This window comes from Sphingobium sp. EM0848, from assembly GCF_013375555.1.
Taxonomy (GTDB): Bacteria; Pseudomonadota; Alphaproteobacteria; order Sphingomonadales; family Sphingomonadaceae; genus Sphingobium.
Window position 1 is genome coordinate 1,201,297 of record NZ_JABXWB010000001.1, and the last position, 15,960, is coordinate 1,217,256.

The following is a 15,960-nucleotide window of genomic DNA, read 5'->3' on the forward strand; positions in this document are numbered from 1 at the left end:
AGCGGCCGCGTCACGTGCATCGGTCGGACGCCGGTCGGTCGAGGGCGACGACGGTGATGATCGTCGAGATCTGGGCGCTGGCCGATGTGCTGCACACCCGCGCGCGGTCGAACGTGCCCGATGGCCATTCCTCAGGATATTCCGCATTGAAGGCTGGCTTTCCGGCCGTGATATAGGGCGCGTCGTCGGAGCAGAAATTGTCCAGAACGCAATCTTCGAACAGAATTGCGTCAAACAGCGAAATCAGCTTGGTCGCTGATCCGCCGGTGTTCTTTTGCACTGGTTTCAACCCATAGCCCCGCGCCCGGCTCGACAGGGCGGTGACATAGTCGATCATATTCTGCTCGGTCAGCGGGAAGCCGGTGGTTGACGCGCCATCCTCAAAGGAATCCATCACGTCGAACTCGACATAATCGAATCCCTTGTCACGGCACATGCGCAAACGGTCGTCCATGATCTGGATAAATTCGGGATAGCGGCGGATATCGATATAGCGCTCTCCAGGGAAACCCGGATAACTATTGCCCAACAGCCCGGAAATGGCGGCCAGGCTGGCATAGTCCGAACGGTTGCTCTCCGCCGATCCAATGTCGAGATAGCAGATTGTCTTCGTGCCCGCAGCCTTGGCGAGCGCCACATAGCTGGCTGGAGTGTCGAAGCCGTCAACGTCCAGATAGGCGACGGAGGGCGGCGTCGCCGGTAGTCCCTGGCTTTGCAATATCCAGTCCCAACTGGACAACGGCGTGGGTGTCGGGGTCGGCGTGGGCGAAGGCGTGGGTGATGGCGAAGGGGTTGGCGCCGGTGTCGGAGTCGGCGTGGGCGAACTGCTGTTCCCATTGCCGCCGCCGCATGCGGCCAGCATCAGCGTCGCCATGACAAAGGCGCTGATTTGCGAGAGTTTTTTGTGCGCCGGAAACACAATCATCGTCCCTTCTTTCGGAACATCGATCCTGAATCAGCGAAACGGCCCGTAAGCGGGACGAGCGGTCGAAGCTATCATCCTTATAACGGAAAATAATAGGCACGAAGATATAGCTATGGATATAGATCATATGTCATAAATCATAAGTCGTTATACTTTATGGATAGGAGATATTGGCCCTTTTTGAGACTTTTTTTGTGGATATCTTTTCATTAAAGTTGACATTGGAACATGCCTAACAGAACATTAACCATGGGTAAAAACTTCTAAAAACCGAGTCGCCCCATTAGATTGCGCGGTGTGACTGTCGCCATATGCGGAATACCCGACCTTCGGAACCGCAGGGGTGTTTGATCAGAATAATGTTTATACCCTGACACAGCCTCATTGACGCAGATAATGCTGGAATGGACCAGACGGTGTTTGCCTGCGCAGACGCCTGCATTGAGGGCTGACTTTTCATGTCATGATCATACGATTGACAGATTTTTACTGAAAAACCCAAAAGATATTCGGTCGCAAACTTATGAAGTGATTTTCGGATCCATAAGTTTGGGGATTTGTCATGTATTTGGGACACAACATCACGTTGGACGGCTCTCTCAGCGACTGGTTCAGCACTGACCGGGTCGATGACAACAGCATTTCCGGCTATCAGGTTTATTCCACGATCAATAATGGCGATTTCGTCTTCGCTTTGAGCGCCCCTGTGGCGATCGGCACGGGAACGACCATCTGGCTGAACACCGACGGAAAGGCGGCAACCGGCTATCAGGTCTTCGGATCCACGATCGGCGCGGAATATAGTATCGCCGTCGATGCCAACGGTCAGTTCAGCCTCTATCAATATGCGGCGGGGAGCACGACACCGACCCTGGTCCAGGCCAATCTGCAGGAGGCATGGTCGGCGGACAAGACGACAGTGGAATTTCGCCTGCCCGCCTCGCTCGTCGGCAGTCCTCAGGTGATGTACACCGCCTATAATTTCAACAATCAGGCTTATCTGCCGACCAATTATTTTTCCGGGCAGGAATTCGCCGTATATAATCAGAGTACGGCTCCGTCCGCTACAGAACAACGTATCGGCATCGTCTACTCCGCGACAACGGCTGCCAACTTCTTCAGCCAGTCCGCCTATTCCCAACTCTTCATGTCGGTGCAGGCGCAGGCCCAGCAGGCCGGAATCGCCTATGACATATTGACCGAATCCGATCTGACGAACCTCAGCAAACTGGCACAATATAAGGCGTTGGTCTTTCCTGACTTTCGCAATGTGCAGGCCGATCAGGTGGAGGCGATCAGTCACACCTTGCAAGAGGCCAGCAAGCTGTTCGGCGTCAGCCTGATCGCCTCGGGCGAGTTCATGACGGACGACGCCAATAATAATCCGTTGGCGGGCGATCCCTATGCCCAGATGAAAACATTGTTCGATGCGACGCGCGTGACCGGCGGCACGGGCAATGTCACGATCACGGCGACGGACCCCACTCAGACTGTCCTCACCGGCTACACCAACGGCCAGGTGGTCAATAATTACACCAATGTCGGCTGGAATGCCTTTGCCAGCGTCAGCGGCACCGGGCAGCAGATCGCCACCGAAACCATCAATGGCACGACCAGCTATGCTGCTGCACTGGCGACGCAGACCGGCGCGCGCAACGTCCTCTTTTCCAGCGATGGCGTCATGGCGGATGCCAATATGCTGCAAAAGGCGATCGATTATGCCGTCAACGGCACCAGCATGTCTGTCGGCCTGCACCTGTCGCGCGACGCGGGCATTGTCGCGGCGCGTATCGACATGGACCAGAGCCAGGAAACCTTCGATGTTAACGGCGGCATATACAACAAGCTGCTGCCGATCCTGACCCAGTGGAAAAGCCAATATGATTTCGTCGGTAGCTTCTTCGTCAATATCGGCAATAACCCGCCCGACCAGACGACGAACTGGAATGTCTCTCTACCCTATTATCAGGCTATAGCTGCGCTTGGCAGTGAGATTGGCAACCATAGCTATACTCATCCGGAAGATACGAATACACTAACGGCTGCCCAGCTTCAGTTCGAATTCGGTCAAAGCACGACGGTCCTGAACCAGCAACTCGCCACCGTGGGCGTGGGACCCATTCAGGGCATCGCGGTTCCGGGTATGCCGGAGACATTGGCCACGTCCGAAGCCATCATGCAATATGCCTCCACCTATCTGACGGGCGGCTATGCAGGGCAGGGGGCGGGTTATCCCAATGCCTTTGGTTATCTGACCCCCAACGACCAGAGCAAAATCTATTTCGCGCCCAATACCGTTTTCGACTTCACCCTGATCGAATTCCAGAAACTGGGCTTGACGGCGGCGGAGGCTGAATGGGCAGCGGAATATAACAAGATCATCGCCAATGCGGACACGCCAGTGATCGTATGGCCGTTCCACGACTATGGCGCGGCGGCATGGGACACGAGCGGGACGGGCGCGGCCAGCCCATATTCCACCGATATGTTCACGCAATGGATTGCACGGGCCGCGGCGGATAACATGGAATTCGTCACGATGGACGACCTTGCCCAGCGCATGATGGCGCTGAACGCGGCGAAGGTGACCACCAGCGTGAACGGCAACACCATCACCGCCACCGTCACCGGCTCCAATCTCGGCAATCTCTCGCTCGACGTCGACCGGCAGGGTTCGCTAGTCATCCAGAATGTGAATGGCTGGTACGCCTATAACAGCAGCAAGGTGTTCCTGCCCCAGAGCGGCGGCACCTTCACCATCACCATGGGCGCGGCCGCCGACGATGTGACCCACATCACCGACCTGCCGATGCGGTCCGTGTTGATGAGCCTCACGGGCGACGGCCATAATCTCGCTTTCTCTCTTCAGGGCGAAGGGCAGGTCGTCATCGATATCGCCAATCCCGGCACCAAGGGCGTCATAGTCAGCGGCGCTACGCTGGTCAGCCAGGTTGGCGATATCGTGACGCTGGATGTCGGCAGTAACGGTTTGCACAATGTCACGCTGGAAACCGGATATCCGCCTGTGATCACGTCCAATGGCGGCGGCGCAAGCGCGTCGCTCTCCATTCCGGAAAACAGCACGACGGTTACGACCGTGACCGCGACCGATGCGGATCTTGGAACCGTGATCGCCTATTCCATCTCCGGCGGTGCGGACGCCAGCAAGTTCGCGATCAACAGCACGACAGGCGCCCTTTCCTTCGTCAGCGCACCCAATTTCGAGGCGCCGACCGATGTGGGCCAGAATAACGTCTATGACGTGACTGTCCGCGCTTCCGACGGCTATCTGTTTGACGAACAGACCATTGCCGTCACCGTCACCAATGTGAATGAGGCGCCGGTCATCACCTCCAATGGGGGCGGGGCATCGGCGGCAATTTCCGTGCCCGAAAACACGACCGCCGTGACGACCGTGCAGGCGACCGATCCCGATGCGGGAACGACGCTGGTCTATTCCATCGTTGGCGGGCCGGATCGGGCAGCATTCGCGATCGACCCGTCGACAGGAGCGCTCAACTTCCTGGCTCCGCCCAATTTCGAAGCGCCGGCAGACGCGAACGGAAACAATGTCTACAGCCTCACTGTCCGGGCTTCCGATGGCGTCCTGTTCGACGATCAGGCCATCAACGTGACCGTCACCAACGTGAACGAATTCGCGCCGGTCATCACCTCGGGCGGCGGCGGCGACACGGCGGCCATTTCCGTTTCCAGCGGCACGAAACAGGTGATGAAGGTGACCGCGATCGATCAGGATGCGAATACGACGCTGGTCTATTCCATCTCCGGTGGAGCGGACGCCAGCAAATTCACGATCAACGCGTCGACCGGGCAGCTCAACTTCGTGAATACGCCCAATTATCTGCTGCCGACCGACGTCGGGAAGGACAATGTCTACAATGTGACGGTACGGGCGTCTGACGGGACCTTCTACGACGATCAGGCCGTCGCCGTGACCGTGACAATTCTCAATGCACCGCCGATCATCATCACCAATGGTGGGGGTGCGACGGCCACAATCAGAATACCGGAAAACGGGACGTTGGTGACGACCGTCCACGCAACCGATATCAATATCGGTCAGACCGTCACCTATTCCTTGGGATCGGCCGTCGACGGGACGCTCTTCAACATCGATCCGCAGTCGGGCGTCCTGACCTTCAAGACGGCTCCTGATTTCGAGAATCCCACCGACTCCAACCTTGATGGCCGCTATCAGGTGCAGGTGCTGGCAACAGACAGCCTGGGCGCGCAGGATTACCAGAACCTGACCGTCGTCATCACCAACGTCACCGGCGTTTCGTTGACCGCGGCAAGTGGCGGGTCGACGCTGACCGGCACTGGCGAGGAAGACACGTTGAGGGGAGCGGCCGGGAACGACACGCTGATCGGCAATGGCGGCAACGACACGCTGGTCGGCAATGGCGGCAACGACATCATTGACGGTGGCGCGGGCAATGACCGCATCACCGGCGGCGCGGGCGCTGACATATTGACCGGCGGTTCGGGTGCCGATGTGTTCATCTACAATGCGACGGGCAACAGCACGCCGCTTGCCATGGACCAGATCACGGATTTCCAGGAGGGGACCGACAAGATCGACCTGTCCAGCATCGACGGCAATACGGTGCTGATCGGCAGCCAGCACTTCGCCTTCATCGGCGGTGCGGCCTTTACCGCACCGGGACAGGTCCATGTCTATTCGAACGGCACGGATACTTTTGTCGAAGCGAATACGGATAATAATCCGGCGACGATTGAAATGGCGATCAAGCTGATCGGGGTTCACACTCTGACCGCGAGCGATTTCATTCTTTAGCACCGAGAGGGCGGGGAATGGCCGGCATCGGTTTCAGACTGGATCGGATAGCCCGGGAGGATGGCCTGGGCGGCATCGCCAGTGCCGCCATCCACGGGGCGGTCATCAGTTCCGGACCGTGGCTGATGACCGCCTGCGCCATCTTCCTGCTCCAGCAATGGACCCGGACCGTCATGCTGCCGGCCGACCATGTGATCGTCCAGACCAGCCTGGTCTATGCCTTCGGTATTTCCACCGTCATCACCGCGCCGCTGGCGATGATCGTGACGCGTCTGGCGTCGGATCGCCTCTATCTTGGGGAACGCGACGCGATTCCGTCGATATTGATGGTGGCGCTTGTCTTCGCCACCCTTGCCGCACTGATCGCGGGCAATATGCTCTTCGGCTTTGCCGGCGCGATGCGCCCGGACCAGTTCCTGCTGGCGACCGCGATCCTCACGCTGTTCGCGCAAATCTGGATCGCCAGTCCCTTCCTTCATGCGACATGGCGTCATCGGCCGATCTTCCTTGCCTATATCTCCGGCATTGCAATGACGACCATCGCGCTTTTCCTGATCCGGCCGACTGCTCCTGAAGCGGTACTCGCCGCCATTGCCGCCGGACTGATCGTGACGCTGGCGCTGATGATAGCCGCCATCAGGGAGGATTTTCCGGGCCATCCGCTCTGGCAGTTCAGCGGGTTCACCCGGACACCCGGCATGATCGCGTTGGGCGCCGCGGGCCTGACCAATGCATTGGCCATCTGGATCGACAAATGGCTGCTCTGGTGGGCGCCGGGCAGCGTGCAGGCCGTGGGCGCCCTGCGGGTCAATCCGATCAACGACCAGGCGAGCTTCCTTGGCCTGCTGACCATGATCCCCGGTCTGACGCTGATCCTTGTCACGACCGAGACCCGTTTCGATCGCGCCTTCGCCGATCTGATGACGCAGTGCATGGGCACCGCCAACCGGCACCGGATCGAAAAGGCACGGCGGAAGATCGGCAGGACGATCCGGCTCGACCTGCGCCTGTTGATGGTCGAACAGGCGATATTGGCAAGTTTCTGCTGGGTGCTGGCGCCGGAGATCGTCCGCCTGCTGGACCTCAATGCACGCGGCATATTCGGCTTCCGCCTGACGGCGCTGGGCGTGGTGTTCCACCTCGTCGCGATCCAGATGAGCATCATCCTGTCCTATTACGACCTGTCGGGGCGGATCGTCGCCATATGGGGCAGTTTCCTGATCGCCAGTGCCATCACAACATTGCTGTTTCGCAATATCGGCTTTGCAGGTTTCGGTTTCGGCTATCTGGTCGGCGCCGTCACGGCGGCGTCGCTCGCAGTGGCGCTGGTGGCGCAGGCGACCGGCAATCTCACCTATCTGCTGTTCGTGGGCAACAACCCGGCAGTCGTCGGCAATGCGAGGTTCTGGCCATGAACCCTGCTTTCCGCCGCCGCGATCTGTTCGCCCTGTCGCTGATGGTCTTCGGACTGTCTGCGCGCGCCCTTCCCGAAACCGATAGTGCGGAGGCCTGGGGCGTCGATTATGGCGGAACCACGGACCCTGCCACAGCCCGGCGATATGAGTTGCTGGTGCTGGAACCCGATTTCCCGCGCCCCATCGCTCCGCTCAGGGGGAAGGGCAGCCGCCTGCTCGGCTATATCAGCCTGGGCGAAGTCCATGCCGACCGGCCTTTCATCGCGGAACTGGAAAAAGCGGGCGCCCTGCGCCAGCCCAATCCCAACTGGCCCGATGCCCGCCTGGTCGACCTGCGCGATCCGGCGTGGACGAAGATGGTGCTCGACCGCCTCATCCCCGACATCTTGCAGAAGGGCTATGATGGCATTTTCATGGACACGCTCGACAATGCAGAGGCCATGGAGCGGCAAGACGCCAAACGGAACAAGGGCATGATTGCCGGGGCCGCCGGGCTGGTCGAAGCCATCCGCAAGCGCTTTCCCGCCATCACGATCATGATGAACCGGGGTTATGCGCTGCTGCCGGCGGTGGCCACCCAGATCGATCTGGTGCTGGCCGAAGCCATGGCGTCCCGCTGGAATTTCGCGAACGGGCATTATGAAATGACCTCTGCCGACGATTGGGCATGGCAGGCCGGGCACCTACTGGCCGCGCGGCAGGTCAATCCGCGCCTGACGCTCGCCACGCTCGATTATTGGGACCCGCAGGACAAGGCGACCGTCGCCAGCCTTTATGCGCGCGAACGCGCCGCCGGATTCCAGCCTTATGTGTCCACCCTGGCCCTCGACCGGCTCATTCCGGAGCCTCTGTCATGAACATCCAAGCGCTGCGCAATCCGAACATGGCCTTTTTCGGTCCGATAGTAGGAGGGGGCCTGCTGCTTGCCACCACCGCCCTGCTGATACCCAATCATTGGCAGATCGCCGACGCCATTCGCCGGGGCACTTTTTCTCCGCCCCCCGTCGCCATCCCCACGCCACCGCCCAGCAATGCACAGTTGATGCAGCGCTTTACACAGGGAAAGCGGCTCGCCGTACCCGATCTTCAGCGCCTGATGGCGGCATCGACCGCCACGGCGAGCGCCTCGACGCTTTCCGCCATGGCCGACGCGCTTGCGAAGGGCGGCGCGCCGGTCGCCACCGACCGGATCAGCTATGACATCATGGCGAGTGGCCGACCCGATGTCGCCCTGGCCTTTCTGGAAAGCCGGCCGGATCGCGCCGCGCCCGCTGTTTGGCGACTGCGTTTCGACCTGCATCGCAAGACCGGCGATGCGCAGGGCGCGGCCGATCTGCTGCGCACCGCAGCCATGACCCCCAGAAGCGCACCACCGCAGGATGTGGTGGAGGCGGCCTACGCCCTTGCCACGCCGGACATGCTGATCACCGCCGCCGAACATGGGGCGATCCCGCGGCTCAGCCAGTCTCAGGCACTGGATCTGGCGTCCTGGGCGAATACGGCGCAGCGCTACGATCTCATTTCCCGTATCGACCGGGCGGGGACGCCCGGCTGGCGGGCCGGCAACCCCTGGCTCGCCATGACGCTGGCACAGAAGTCGGGGGATACCGGATCGGCGCTCCGCTACGCTGCGCTTCTGCCCTCAGGCCGTGATGCCGCGCGGGAAAGCATCATCATGGCGTCGGGCAAGCCGCAGGCGATGCGCCAATATTTGCTGGAACAGGCATCGGCCAGCGGCGCCGACCGTCCAGCCATTGCCCAGAGATTGCTGGAAAAGGGTTTTCGTCCCGACGCCATCGCATTGCTGCGGCAACAGTCGGCCAACGGTGCAGGGAATGACAAATCTTCCGCCCGGATGCTCTATCTGATGGGACCACGCCCGGCTGGGGAGGATCTGGACTGGCTGCGTTCGCGCGCAGCGGCGGACCCGCACTGGCTGCCCGCCTATGTCGAGCGGGAACAGCCCGCCAAGGCGCTTGCTTTTCTGGAATCCCGTCCGTCAGCGGACAGCAGTGACATGCTGGTCCAGCGCATCGCGCTCGCCAATGCCGCGCGGGATCGTGCAGCGGCGGCGCGGGCGCTGGACGGGCTGCTGGACGGACGCCAGCTTTCCGCCGCGCAACTGAAGGCCGCCGCCACCGCTGTCGTTCCAACCGACCGGGCAGGGCGCTATGCGCTCTCCCTTGCCCGCGCCCGCATCGCTGCAGGACAAGCGGAACCTTCCGATCGCCTGAACCTTGCCTGGAACGGCTGGGACAGGGGCGATGCGGCGGAGACTGTAACACAACTCCAGGGCTATTTGCGGGACCGGCCTGACGACCGGGCGGCATTGCGCCTGATGGCTGATGCGCAAAGCAAGTTGAAAGGCGATGCTGCGGCCCGACCTTGGCTGGAGCGGCTGTTGACCGTCACGCCGCCGTCCATCGAGCAGGCCCAGCTGCTGAACAGGCTGGGTCGCACGTCCGACGCCATGGCGATGGTCGAAATGCTGCGCAGGGCATCGCCCAATGACCGGAGGCTCAACATCATGCTCTCCCAATTGCTTATCGCGTCCGGCAATCCGGGACGGGCGAGGAAGGTATTGCAACCATGACGCCACTGGTCGCGGCCCTTCTGTTTTCAGCGCCGCCGCTGCCGTTTTTAACTGCAGCGCTACCGACCGATACCGGCGTGTCGGTGTCAGCCGACGAGAAGACCGTCGACTTGCATTGGCGCGACGATGTTCATCTGCAACTGGAAAATAGCGGCTATGAACTGGTGGTCCGCTTCGACCGGCCGATAGCCGATGAGACGCTGAAGGATTTTGCCAGGACCGCGGGTGACGACCTTGCCGATCTGCGCTGGAACGACAACAGCCTGCTGCTTCGCGCCGCCAGTGGACGTCGATTGGAGGCAAGAGCGGACGGGCGCGATCTCCACGTCCGCTTCGTTCCCGAGCCAGAAGCCACGCCGGCGCCCACGATCGCCAGCCAGCCGCCAATGCCCGACATAGACATGGAACTCACCATCGCCCGTGCGCAGGCCGATGCCGCGGCGGGCTATCCCGATCTGGCCCGGCGGCGGCTCGCGCCGCTGGCGGTCGCGCATCCCGATGATAAGCGCCTTCAACGCCTGCTGGCGGACATGGAAATTGCGGAAGGTGCGCTTGCACTGGGGGCAGGCCGTTACCGCAATCTGGCGGCGGATGATCCCTTCGCGCGTCAGACCCTGGCGGAATCCGGCGGCAATGTCGCGGCGGCGGCAACGGCGCGCGGAGGCAAGGTTTTCTGGCAGGCGGAAGGCGACCTCAATGCGATGATCCCGCTCAACCCACAAATTTCGGCGGGGGCGGGCTTGCGCTGGTTCCGGTCGGAAGCCGATACGGTCTATGGCCCGACGGGCATATTGAGCAACCGCACCTCGTACTCGACCATTGGCGACCTTTTTGCGACGCTCAATCTGGGGGCCGTCTCCCGGCTGGAATTGCAGGGCAGCGCCCAGCTTGACGAAAAGGTCGCGGGCGCGGGGTTGCGTCTGTTCGCGGGGCCGCCGGAAAGGCAAGGGCGGCTGGTGCTGGCCTATCATCTGCCGGATCTCGCAACCCCCGAACAATCAACCTTTGGAGGCCATATCAGCCGGGCCGGACTGGGCGGCACGATCAGGCTGACGCCGGAACTGGTGGTGCAGGCCGATGGCGCCTGGAACGGCTATGGCCTGAAAGGCACGGGCGCCCGCACCACCAGTTTCACGGTGGCGGGGGGCTTTGACTATCTGCTCCGCCGGGGCAAGCCGTCGCTGGCCTTCAGCTACCGGCTGGATGCCGAATATGTCGACCGCACGGATATAAGGCCCAATAATCTTGCCTATATCCCGCTGAGCGACCGGGAAAACCACAGTTTTCAGTTGATATCAGGCATGTCCTGGACCCGCTGGCAATTGACCGGGGCGGCTGGCTGGACCTTCGATCGGAAGGGCAAGACCAATGGTCCAACCGCCAACATCAGCGCCACGGGACGGCTGAGCGACGGCTGGCGCCTTCAGGCAAGCGGCGGTGTGAGTTCGATCAGCCGCCCCGGCATTTCGGGGCGGCAGCTTTATTTCCGCATAGCGCTGACGCGCTATCTTGGGAGGCATTGATGCGGAAAGAGCAGCCCGTCCTTCTCCAATGCGTCGAAATGCTGGTCCTGTTCGGAATCTTGGCAGCGATCGACAAGGGGCTTTTGTCCGGCGACGCCTTTTCCAATCTCAACCCCAATCCCTATTGGCTGCCGGTGCTGGTCATGGCGACCGCCTATGGCACGGGCATGGGATTGCTGGCGGGCGTTATCGCTTCGGCGATCTGGCTGAGCTGGTCGACCGTCTGGTCGGGACCGGCGGATCATCTGGAACAGCAATTGCGTATGTCGATCCAGCCCATGCTGTGGATGGTGACGGCGCTGATCGTCGGTGAGGTGACGGCCAATCGGCGCAATCGCATTGCGGACCAGCAACGGCAGCAGCAGGCGATGGATCGCAACTGGAAGAAGATGGCGGATGTGGTCGCCCGCCTCACCGATATCAATCGCCGGCTTCAGGTGCGGATCGCGACGGAACAGCGGACGGTCGTGCATGCGATAGCCGCCGGCCTTGGCCTTTCCGAACCCGACCCGGAACGGCAGATCGATGCGATTGCGCGCATGATCGCGCTCGCCGCTCAGACGGAGGACTTCACCTATTATGATGTGCGCGGGAACCAGGTCGTGGCGCGCTTCGGCGGCAGGAAGACATCGGGCCAGCCGTCCGATCTGACCAAGTCGGTTCTGGTTCAGGCCATGCTCGCCGGGCCCAGGGTGGTGCAGGGCAACGACCCTGCCGATCAGGCCATGATGGCGCAGATCGGGTCCATCGCCTTGCCGGTGATCGGCCCTGGTGAGCAACTGGCGGGGATCATCATCATCCATGGCCTCACCGGGATCAGGATCACCCAAGCCTATATGGCGCAACTGCTGCACGTCGCCGACCTTCTCGGCAAGAGCGGCGCCCTGTTCGGTCGCGACCCCGCCTTTGCCGCCAAATGGCAAGTGCCGGAGGGGAAGGTCGCTTGATCCCGCCGCTTGCCCTTGGCTCGATCATCGAACTCCTCCTGCTTGTCCGGGCGCTGCTGGCAGGCCCGACCGCCATTTACTGGTTTGCGCCCGCTCATCTGGGCCTCACCATCGCGACCCTGTTGTTCATAATGCCCCGGCTGCGCCGCGCAACCACGCTGCAATCCTTGGCTTTGCCGATCGGCGCGGCGATGGGGCCGCCGGGCATGCTGTTTTGCCTGTTGGTGGCGCCGTTAGCGGCCAGTGGCCGCGGCAAAAGGCAGATCGTGTACGATAATGTGCGTATCCGCCGAACCGGCAACAGCATCTCTCCGGTCGAGCGGCTGGGCCGGATTCTGGATGAACGGGTGCGCTATCCCGATTGCGACGAAGTGGGATCGCTGGCGACGGTCCTGTGTCATGGCGATCTTCCGGCCCGGTACAAGGCGCTGGAAACGGTGGTGACATCCTTCGAGCCGCGCCTTTCTCCCCTGATCGTCATGGCCCTGTCGGACGAGGATCAGACCATCCGTGCGCTGGCCGCCGCCGCCGCCGCACAAGTCAGCTATAATCTGGCTCAACAAAGCGGAGAATTGCAGGCGCGCATCGCACCCAGCCAAAATCTGGACGACCGCTATGCGCTGGCCATGTTGCTGGCGGACCATGGCTGCTTCAACCAGCTTCTCCCTCAGTCCCAGCGCCTGCGCCTCTGTCAGGATGCCGGGCGTAAGCTGGACGAGATTGCGGATCAACTGATCAAGCCGGACATTCGCCGTCGCGCGCTGCGTGCGGCGCGCGCGCAGGTCAGGCGGGCGATGGAGCAGCAGCACGCGGCGCAGCCTAGGCCCAATCATATTTCAAGCGTGGAGTTGTCACGCTGATGCCAGACCATGGAGACAGCGACGTATGCCTGATCGTCGAAGGGGCCTATCCCTTCGTCGTTGGCGGCGTATCAAGCTGGCTGCAGGACCTGATCCTTTCCATGCCGGATGTGCGTTTCTCCCTGGTGGCCATCAAGGCTGGATCGAACCGACAGCCCTGGCGCGTGGAGCCGCCGCCCAATGTGGTGGAGGTGGTCGAGGTTCCGTTGCTGATCGAACCCTGCCTGCCGCGCCGTTACCCGGCGCCGCAGATGAAGCGGATCGGCCGTTTGCTGCTGGGCTTCCTGTCGAAGGGGGGGAAGGATGAACTGATCGCGCTGCGGCACGAGATCGAAGGATTGCAACCGACTCCGGCGGCGGGCGATCTGCTGTCCAATCCCGAAATATTCGACCTTTTCATCCAATATTACGATACGGCCTTCCGTTCCGCATCCTTCCATCATTTCTTCTGGGCGATGCGGGTTCTTCTGGGCGGTTTGCTCAAGATGCTGCTGGCGCCTTTGCCGAAGGCCAAGGTGTATCACACCATTTCCACGGGCTTTGCAGGGCTTCTGGCGGCGCGGGCGGCCTATGAAACCGGCCAGCCCGCCTTCATCACCGAACATGGCATCTACATGCTGGAACGGCAGATAGAGATCATGATGGCCGACTGGATCGGCGATCAGATCGAGACGGGCCTGACACTCGACAGGGAGGGGCATGATCTGCGCGATCTGTGGCTGGCCGTGTTCCAGACCTATACGCGTGCCTGCTACGATGCCTGCGACCCGATTATCGCGCTTTACGGGGCCAATAACCGGACGCAGAGGCGGCTCGGCGCCCGGCAGGACCGGCTTCGGGTCATTCCCAACGGCATCGATGCGGGGCGTTTCGCGCATGTTGAGCGCCGGAGTGACCCTGCGCGCCCGCTGGTGGCGCTGATCGGGCGGGTGGTGCCGATCAAGGATGTGAAGACCTTCATAAGAGCCGCCGGATTCGTCCTGTCGGAAATGCCGGAGGTGCGCTTCGCCATATTGGGGCCCTTGGACGAGGACCCCGATTATGCCGCCGATTGCGAGGCACTGGTCAAGGAACTGGGCATCGGCAATGCCGTGCAATTCGCCGGTCGCGTCAACGTCGCCGAATGGCTGGCGCGTATCGACCTGCTCGTCCTCACCAGCCTGTCGGAGGCGCAGCCTCTGGTGATATTGGAAGGGGGAGCCTGCGGAGTGCCTGTGGTCGCGCCTGACGTGGGCAGTTGCCGGGAAATGATCGAGGGACGTTCGCCGACCGTCGACCGGCCCGGCGGGATCGTTACCGAACTGGTCAATCCGGAAGGAACGGCGGCCGCCATCGTCCGCCTGCTGCGCGCGCCATCGCTACGCCGCGCCATGGGCGAAGCGCTGCGCGACCGGGTCGTGAAGGATTATGACCGCAGCGCCATCATCGCGGAATATCGGCACATCTACTCCGCGCTCGGTGCGCAGGCGCGATTTTCCGAACTGCAATGATCAATGTTCCCGGAAGGAAAGCCATAGCGACTGGGTGAGCGGCTCCAGCGCATATTGCAGCGCTGTTCGGGAATGCAGCGGCACCAGCACCTGGACGGGCATTCCGGCTTTCAGGTTGAAATCCTGCCCGCGCCTGCTCCGGATCTCGTCCAGTTCCTTCGACGGTACGGTAACCTCCGCCGTATAATAGGACTTGCCCGTCTTTTCGTCCTGAAAACTGTCCGCGGAAAGCCGGGTGATCCGTCCGTCCATGATCGGCAAGTCGCGTTCATGCAGACTGTTGAAGCGGATCTGGGCATTCTGGCCCACTTTCAGATCATCGATATCGTCGGGTGCGATTTGGGATTCGATGACGAGGCCGGCATGATCCGGCACGATGTCCATCAGCTTCTGACCCGCCGCGATCACGCCGCCAACGGTGAAGACGTTCAGTCCAACGATGGTGCCGGTTGCGGGCGCGCGGATCTCCAGCCGTGCAAGCTGGTCCTTGGCTGCGCGATATTTCGGCGCAACCTCGTTCAACGAAAATTCCACGTCGCGCAATTCGGACGCGGCGCGTTCCTTATAGGCCTTTTCCGCTTCCAGCGCTTTCAGGCGATTTTCCCCGGCTTCGGCGCCGGAACGGGCGATGCTTGCCGAAAATTGCCCTTGCTGCCCCTGTAGGTCGGCGCGCGCACGCTCCAGCGAACGGATGCGCGACTTGGACACGAAGCCTTTCTCCGCCACATCGTGCAGGCTGTCCAGTTCCTCGCCGATCAGCCGCTCCTGTTCCGCTGAGGCCGCCAGTTGCGACCTGTAGCCGCGCGCCGTTTCCTGCACCTGGCTGGCCTGCTGGTGCAAGACCCCGGTTTGGGCGGTCAGGACGGAGGAACGTGCGTTGAACTGGGTGGTCTGAAGCTTGATCGCCTCCTCCGCGTCCTTCTTTTCCTCTCCCTGAAGCGTGGTGAAATCGGCGGGCCATTCGACATGGCTTGCCCCCAGTTGTTCGGCGATCAACCGGGCGCGCTGGGCTTTCAGTTCAATCAACTGCGCGCCGTACATGCGCGCCTGCGCCCGCACATCGGCCCCTGCCAACTCTATCAGCGTCTGGCCCTGCCGGACATGCTGCCCTTCCTTGACGAAGATCGCACCGACCACGCCGCCGTCACGATGCTGGACCGCCTGCCGCTGCCCCAGCACGGTGAGCCGGCCGCCCGCATAGGCCGCCGCGTCCAGATGGGCGAAGGCCGCCCAGCCCAGGAAGACGACGAAGAACAGGACCGCGATGATGATGCCCACCCGCATGTCACGATCGGGCCGGTCGTCGATCTGCGGACTCTCATAGCCTCCCGGACGCGTGATCTGGATGGCGCCGCTGGCATCGCTGAGCTGAACGTCTCCCATGGCGC

General features: G+C 61.7%; 10 protein-coding genes. 8 read left to right on the forward strand and 2 right to left on the reverse strand.

The genetic code is table 11. From position 1 onward, the window contains the following. Positions 1–10: 10 nt before the first annotated feature. Entirely contained in the window at positions 11–925 is a 915-nt protein-coding gene (locus HUK73_RS05740) for an endo alpha-1,4 polygalactosaminidase (protein WP_255326206.1), read from the reverse strand. A gap of 562 nt (positions 926–1,487) precedes the next feature. Between HUK73_RS05740 and HUK73_RS05745 the strand changes: the two genes are divergently transcribed. Genes HUK73_RS05745 through pelF form a run of 8 tightly spaced genes read left to right on the forward strand, consistent with a single transcriptional unit; the run spans position 1,488 to position 14,572 of the window. Continuing rightward, positions 1,488–5,744 (forward strand): cadherin domain-containing protein, encoded by a 4,257-nt coding sequence (locus HUK73_RS05745; protein ID WP_176591034.1) that lies wholly within the window; start codon positions 1,488–1,490, stop codon positions 5,742–5,744. 17 nt (positions 5,745–5,761) lie between these two features. Beyond that, positions 5,762–7,159 (forward strand): exopolysaccharide Pel transporter PelG, encoded by a 1,398-nt coding sequence (gene pelG / locus HUK73_RS05750; protein WP_176591035.1) that lies wholly within the window; start codon positions 5,762–5,764, stop codon positions 7,157–7,159. Continuing rightward, positions 7,156–8,016, forward strand: coding sequence for an endo alpha-1,4 polygalactosaminidase (locus tag HUK73_RS05755; RefSeq protein ID WP_176591036.1), 861 nt, complete (start codon positions 7,156–7,158; stop codon positions 8,014–8,016). Before pelG ends, HUK73_RS05755 begins: the two co-directional genes overlap by 4 nt. Further along, entirely contained in the window at positions 8,013–9,752 is a 1,740-nt protein-coding gene (locus HUK73_RS05760; RefSeq protein ID WP_176591037.1) for a lipopolysaccharide assembly protein LapB, read from the forward strand. Before HUK73_RS05755 ends, HUK73_RS05760 begins: the two co-directional genes overlap by 4 nt. Next, the gene (locus HUK73_RS05765; protein ID WP_176591038.1) at positions 9,749–11,275 is read left to right on the forward strand and encodes a hypothetical protein; all 1,527 of its coding nucleotides are present in this window, start codon (positions 9,749–9,751) and stop codon (positions 11,273–11,275) included. The genes HUK73_RS05760 and HUK73_RS05765 overlap by 4 nt, the downstream gene beginning before the upstream one ends. Beyond that, on the forward strand, positions 11,275–12,222 hold the full coding sequence (locus HUK73_RS05770) for a hypothetical protein (RefSeq protein WP_176591039.1): 948 nt from the start codon (positions 11,275–11,277) through the stop codon (positions 12,220–12,222). Before HUK73_RS05765 ends, HUK73_RS05770 begins: the two co-directional genes overlap by 1 nt. Further along, positions 12,219–13,082, forward strand: a complete 864-nt coding sequence (locus HUK73_RS05775) for a hypothetical protein (RefSeq protein WP_176591040.1) — start codon at positions 12,219–12,221, stop codon at positions 13,080–13,082. Before HUK73_RS05770 ends, HUK73_RS05775 begins: the two co-directional genes overlap by 4 nt. Then, a complete protein-coding gene (gene pelF / locus HUK73_RS05780) occupies positions 13,082–14,572 on the forward strand; it encodes a GT4 family glycosyltransferase PelF (RefSeq protein ID WP_255326207.1) in 1,491 nt (496 codons plus the stop codon). Before HUK73_RS05775 ends, pelF begins: the two co-directional genes overlap by 1 nt. On the opposite strand, the gene HUK73_RS05785 is transcribed toward pelF, so the two are convergent. Continuing rightward, positions 14,573–15,955, reverse strand: a complete 1,383-nt coding sequence (locus HUK73_RS05785; RefSeq protein WP_176591041.1) for an HlyD family type I secretion periplasmic adaptor subunit — start codon at positions 15,953–15,955, stop codon at positions 14,573–14,575. Positions 15,956–15,960 lie beyond the last annotated feature (5 nt).

What these genes read in the sequence shown, in the direction of transcription:
- HUK73_RS05740 (WP_255326206.1), bottom strand. Translation starts at nt 925, where the DNA reads ATGATTGTGTTTCCGGCGCACAAAAAACTCTCGCAAATCAGCGCCTTT.
- HUK73_RS05745 (WP_176591034.1), top strand. Translation starts at nt 1,488, where the DNA reads ATGTATTTGGGACACAACATCACGTTGGACGGCTCTCTCAGCGACTGG.
- pelG (WP_176591035.1), top strand. Translation starts at nt 5,762, where the DNA reads ATGGCCGGCATCGGTTTCAGACTGGATCGGATAGCCCGGGAGGATGGC.
- HUK73_RS05755 (WP_176591036.1), top strand. Translation starts at nt 7,156, where the DNA reads ATGAACCCTGCTTTCCGCCGCCGCGATCTGTTCGCCCTGTCGCTGATG.
- HUK73_RS05760 (WP_176591037.1), top strand. Translation starts at nt 8,013, where the DNA reads ATGAACATCCAAGCGCTGCGCAATCCGAACATGGCCTTTTTCGGTCCG.
- HUK73_RS05765 (WP_176591038.1), top strand. Translation starts at nt 9,749, where the DNA reads ATGACGCCACTGGTCGCGGCCCTTCTGTTTTCAGCGCCGCCGCTGCCG.
- HUK73_RS05770 (WP_176591039.1), top strand. Translation starts at nt 11,275, where the DNA reads ATGCGGAAAGAGCAGCCCGTCCTTCTCCAATGCGTCGAAATGCTGGTC.
- pelF (WP_255326207.1), top strand. Translation starts at nt 13,082, where the DNA reads ATGCCAGACCATGGAGACAGCGACGTATGCCTGATCGTCGAAGGGGCC.
- HUK73_RS05785 (WP_176591041.1), bottom strand. Translation starts at nt 15,955, where the DNA reads ATGGGAGACGTTCAGCTCAGCGATGCCAGCGGCGCCATCCAGATCACG.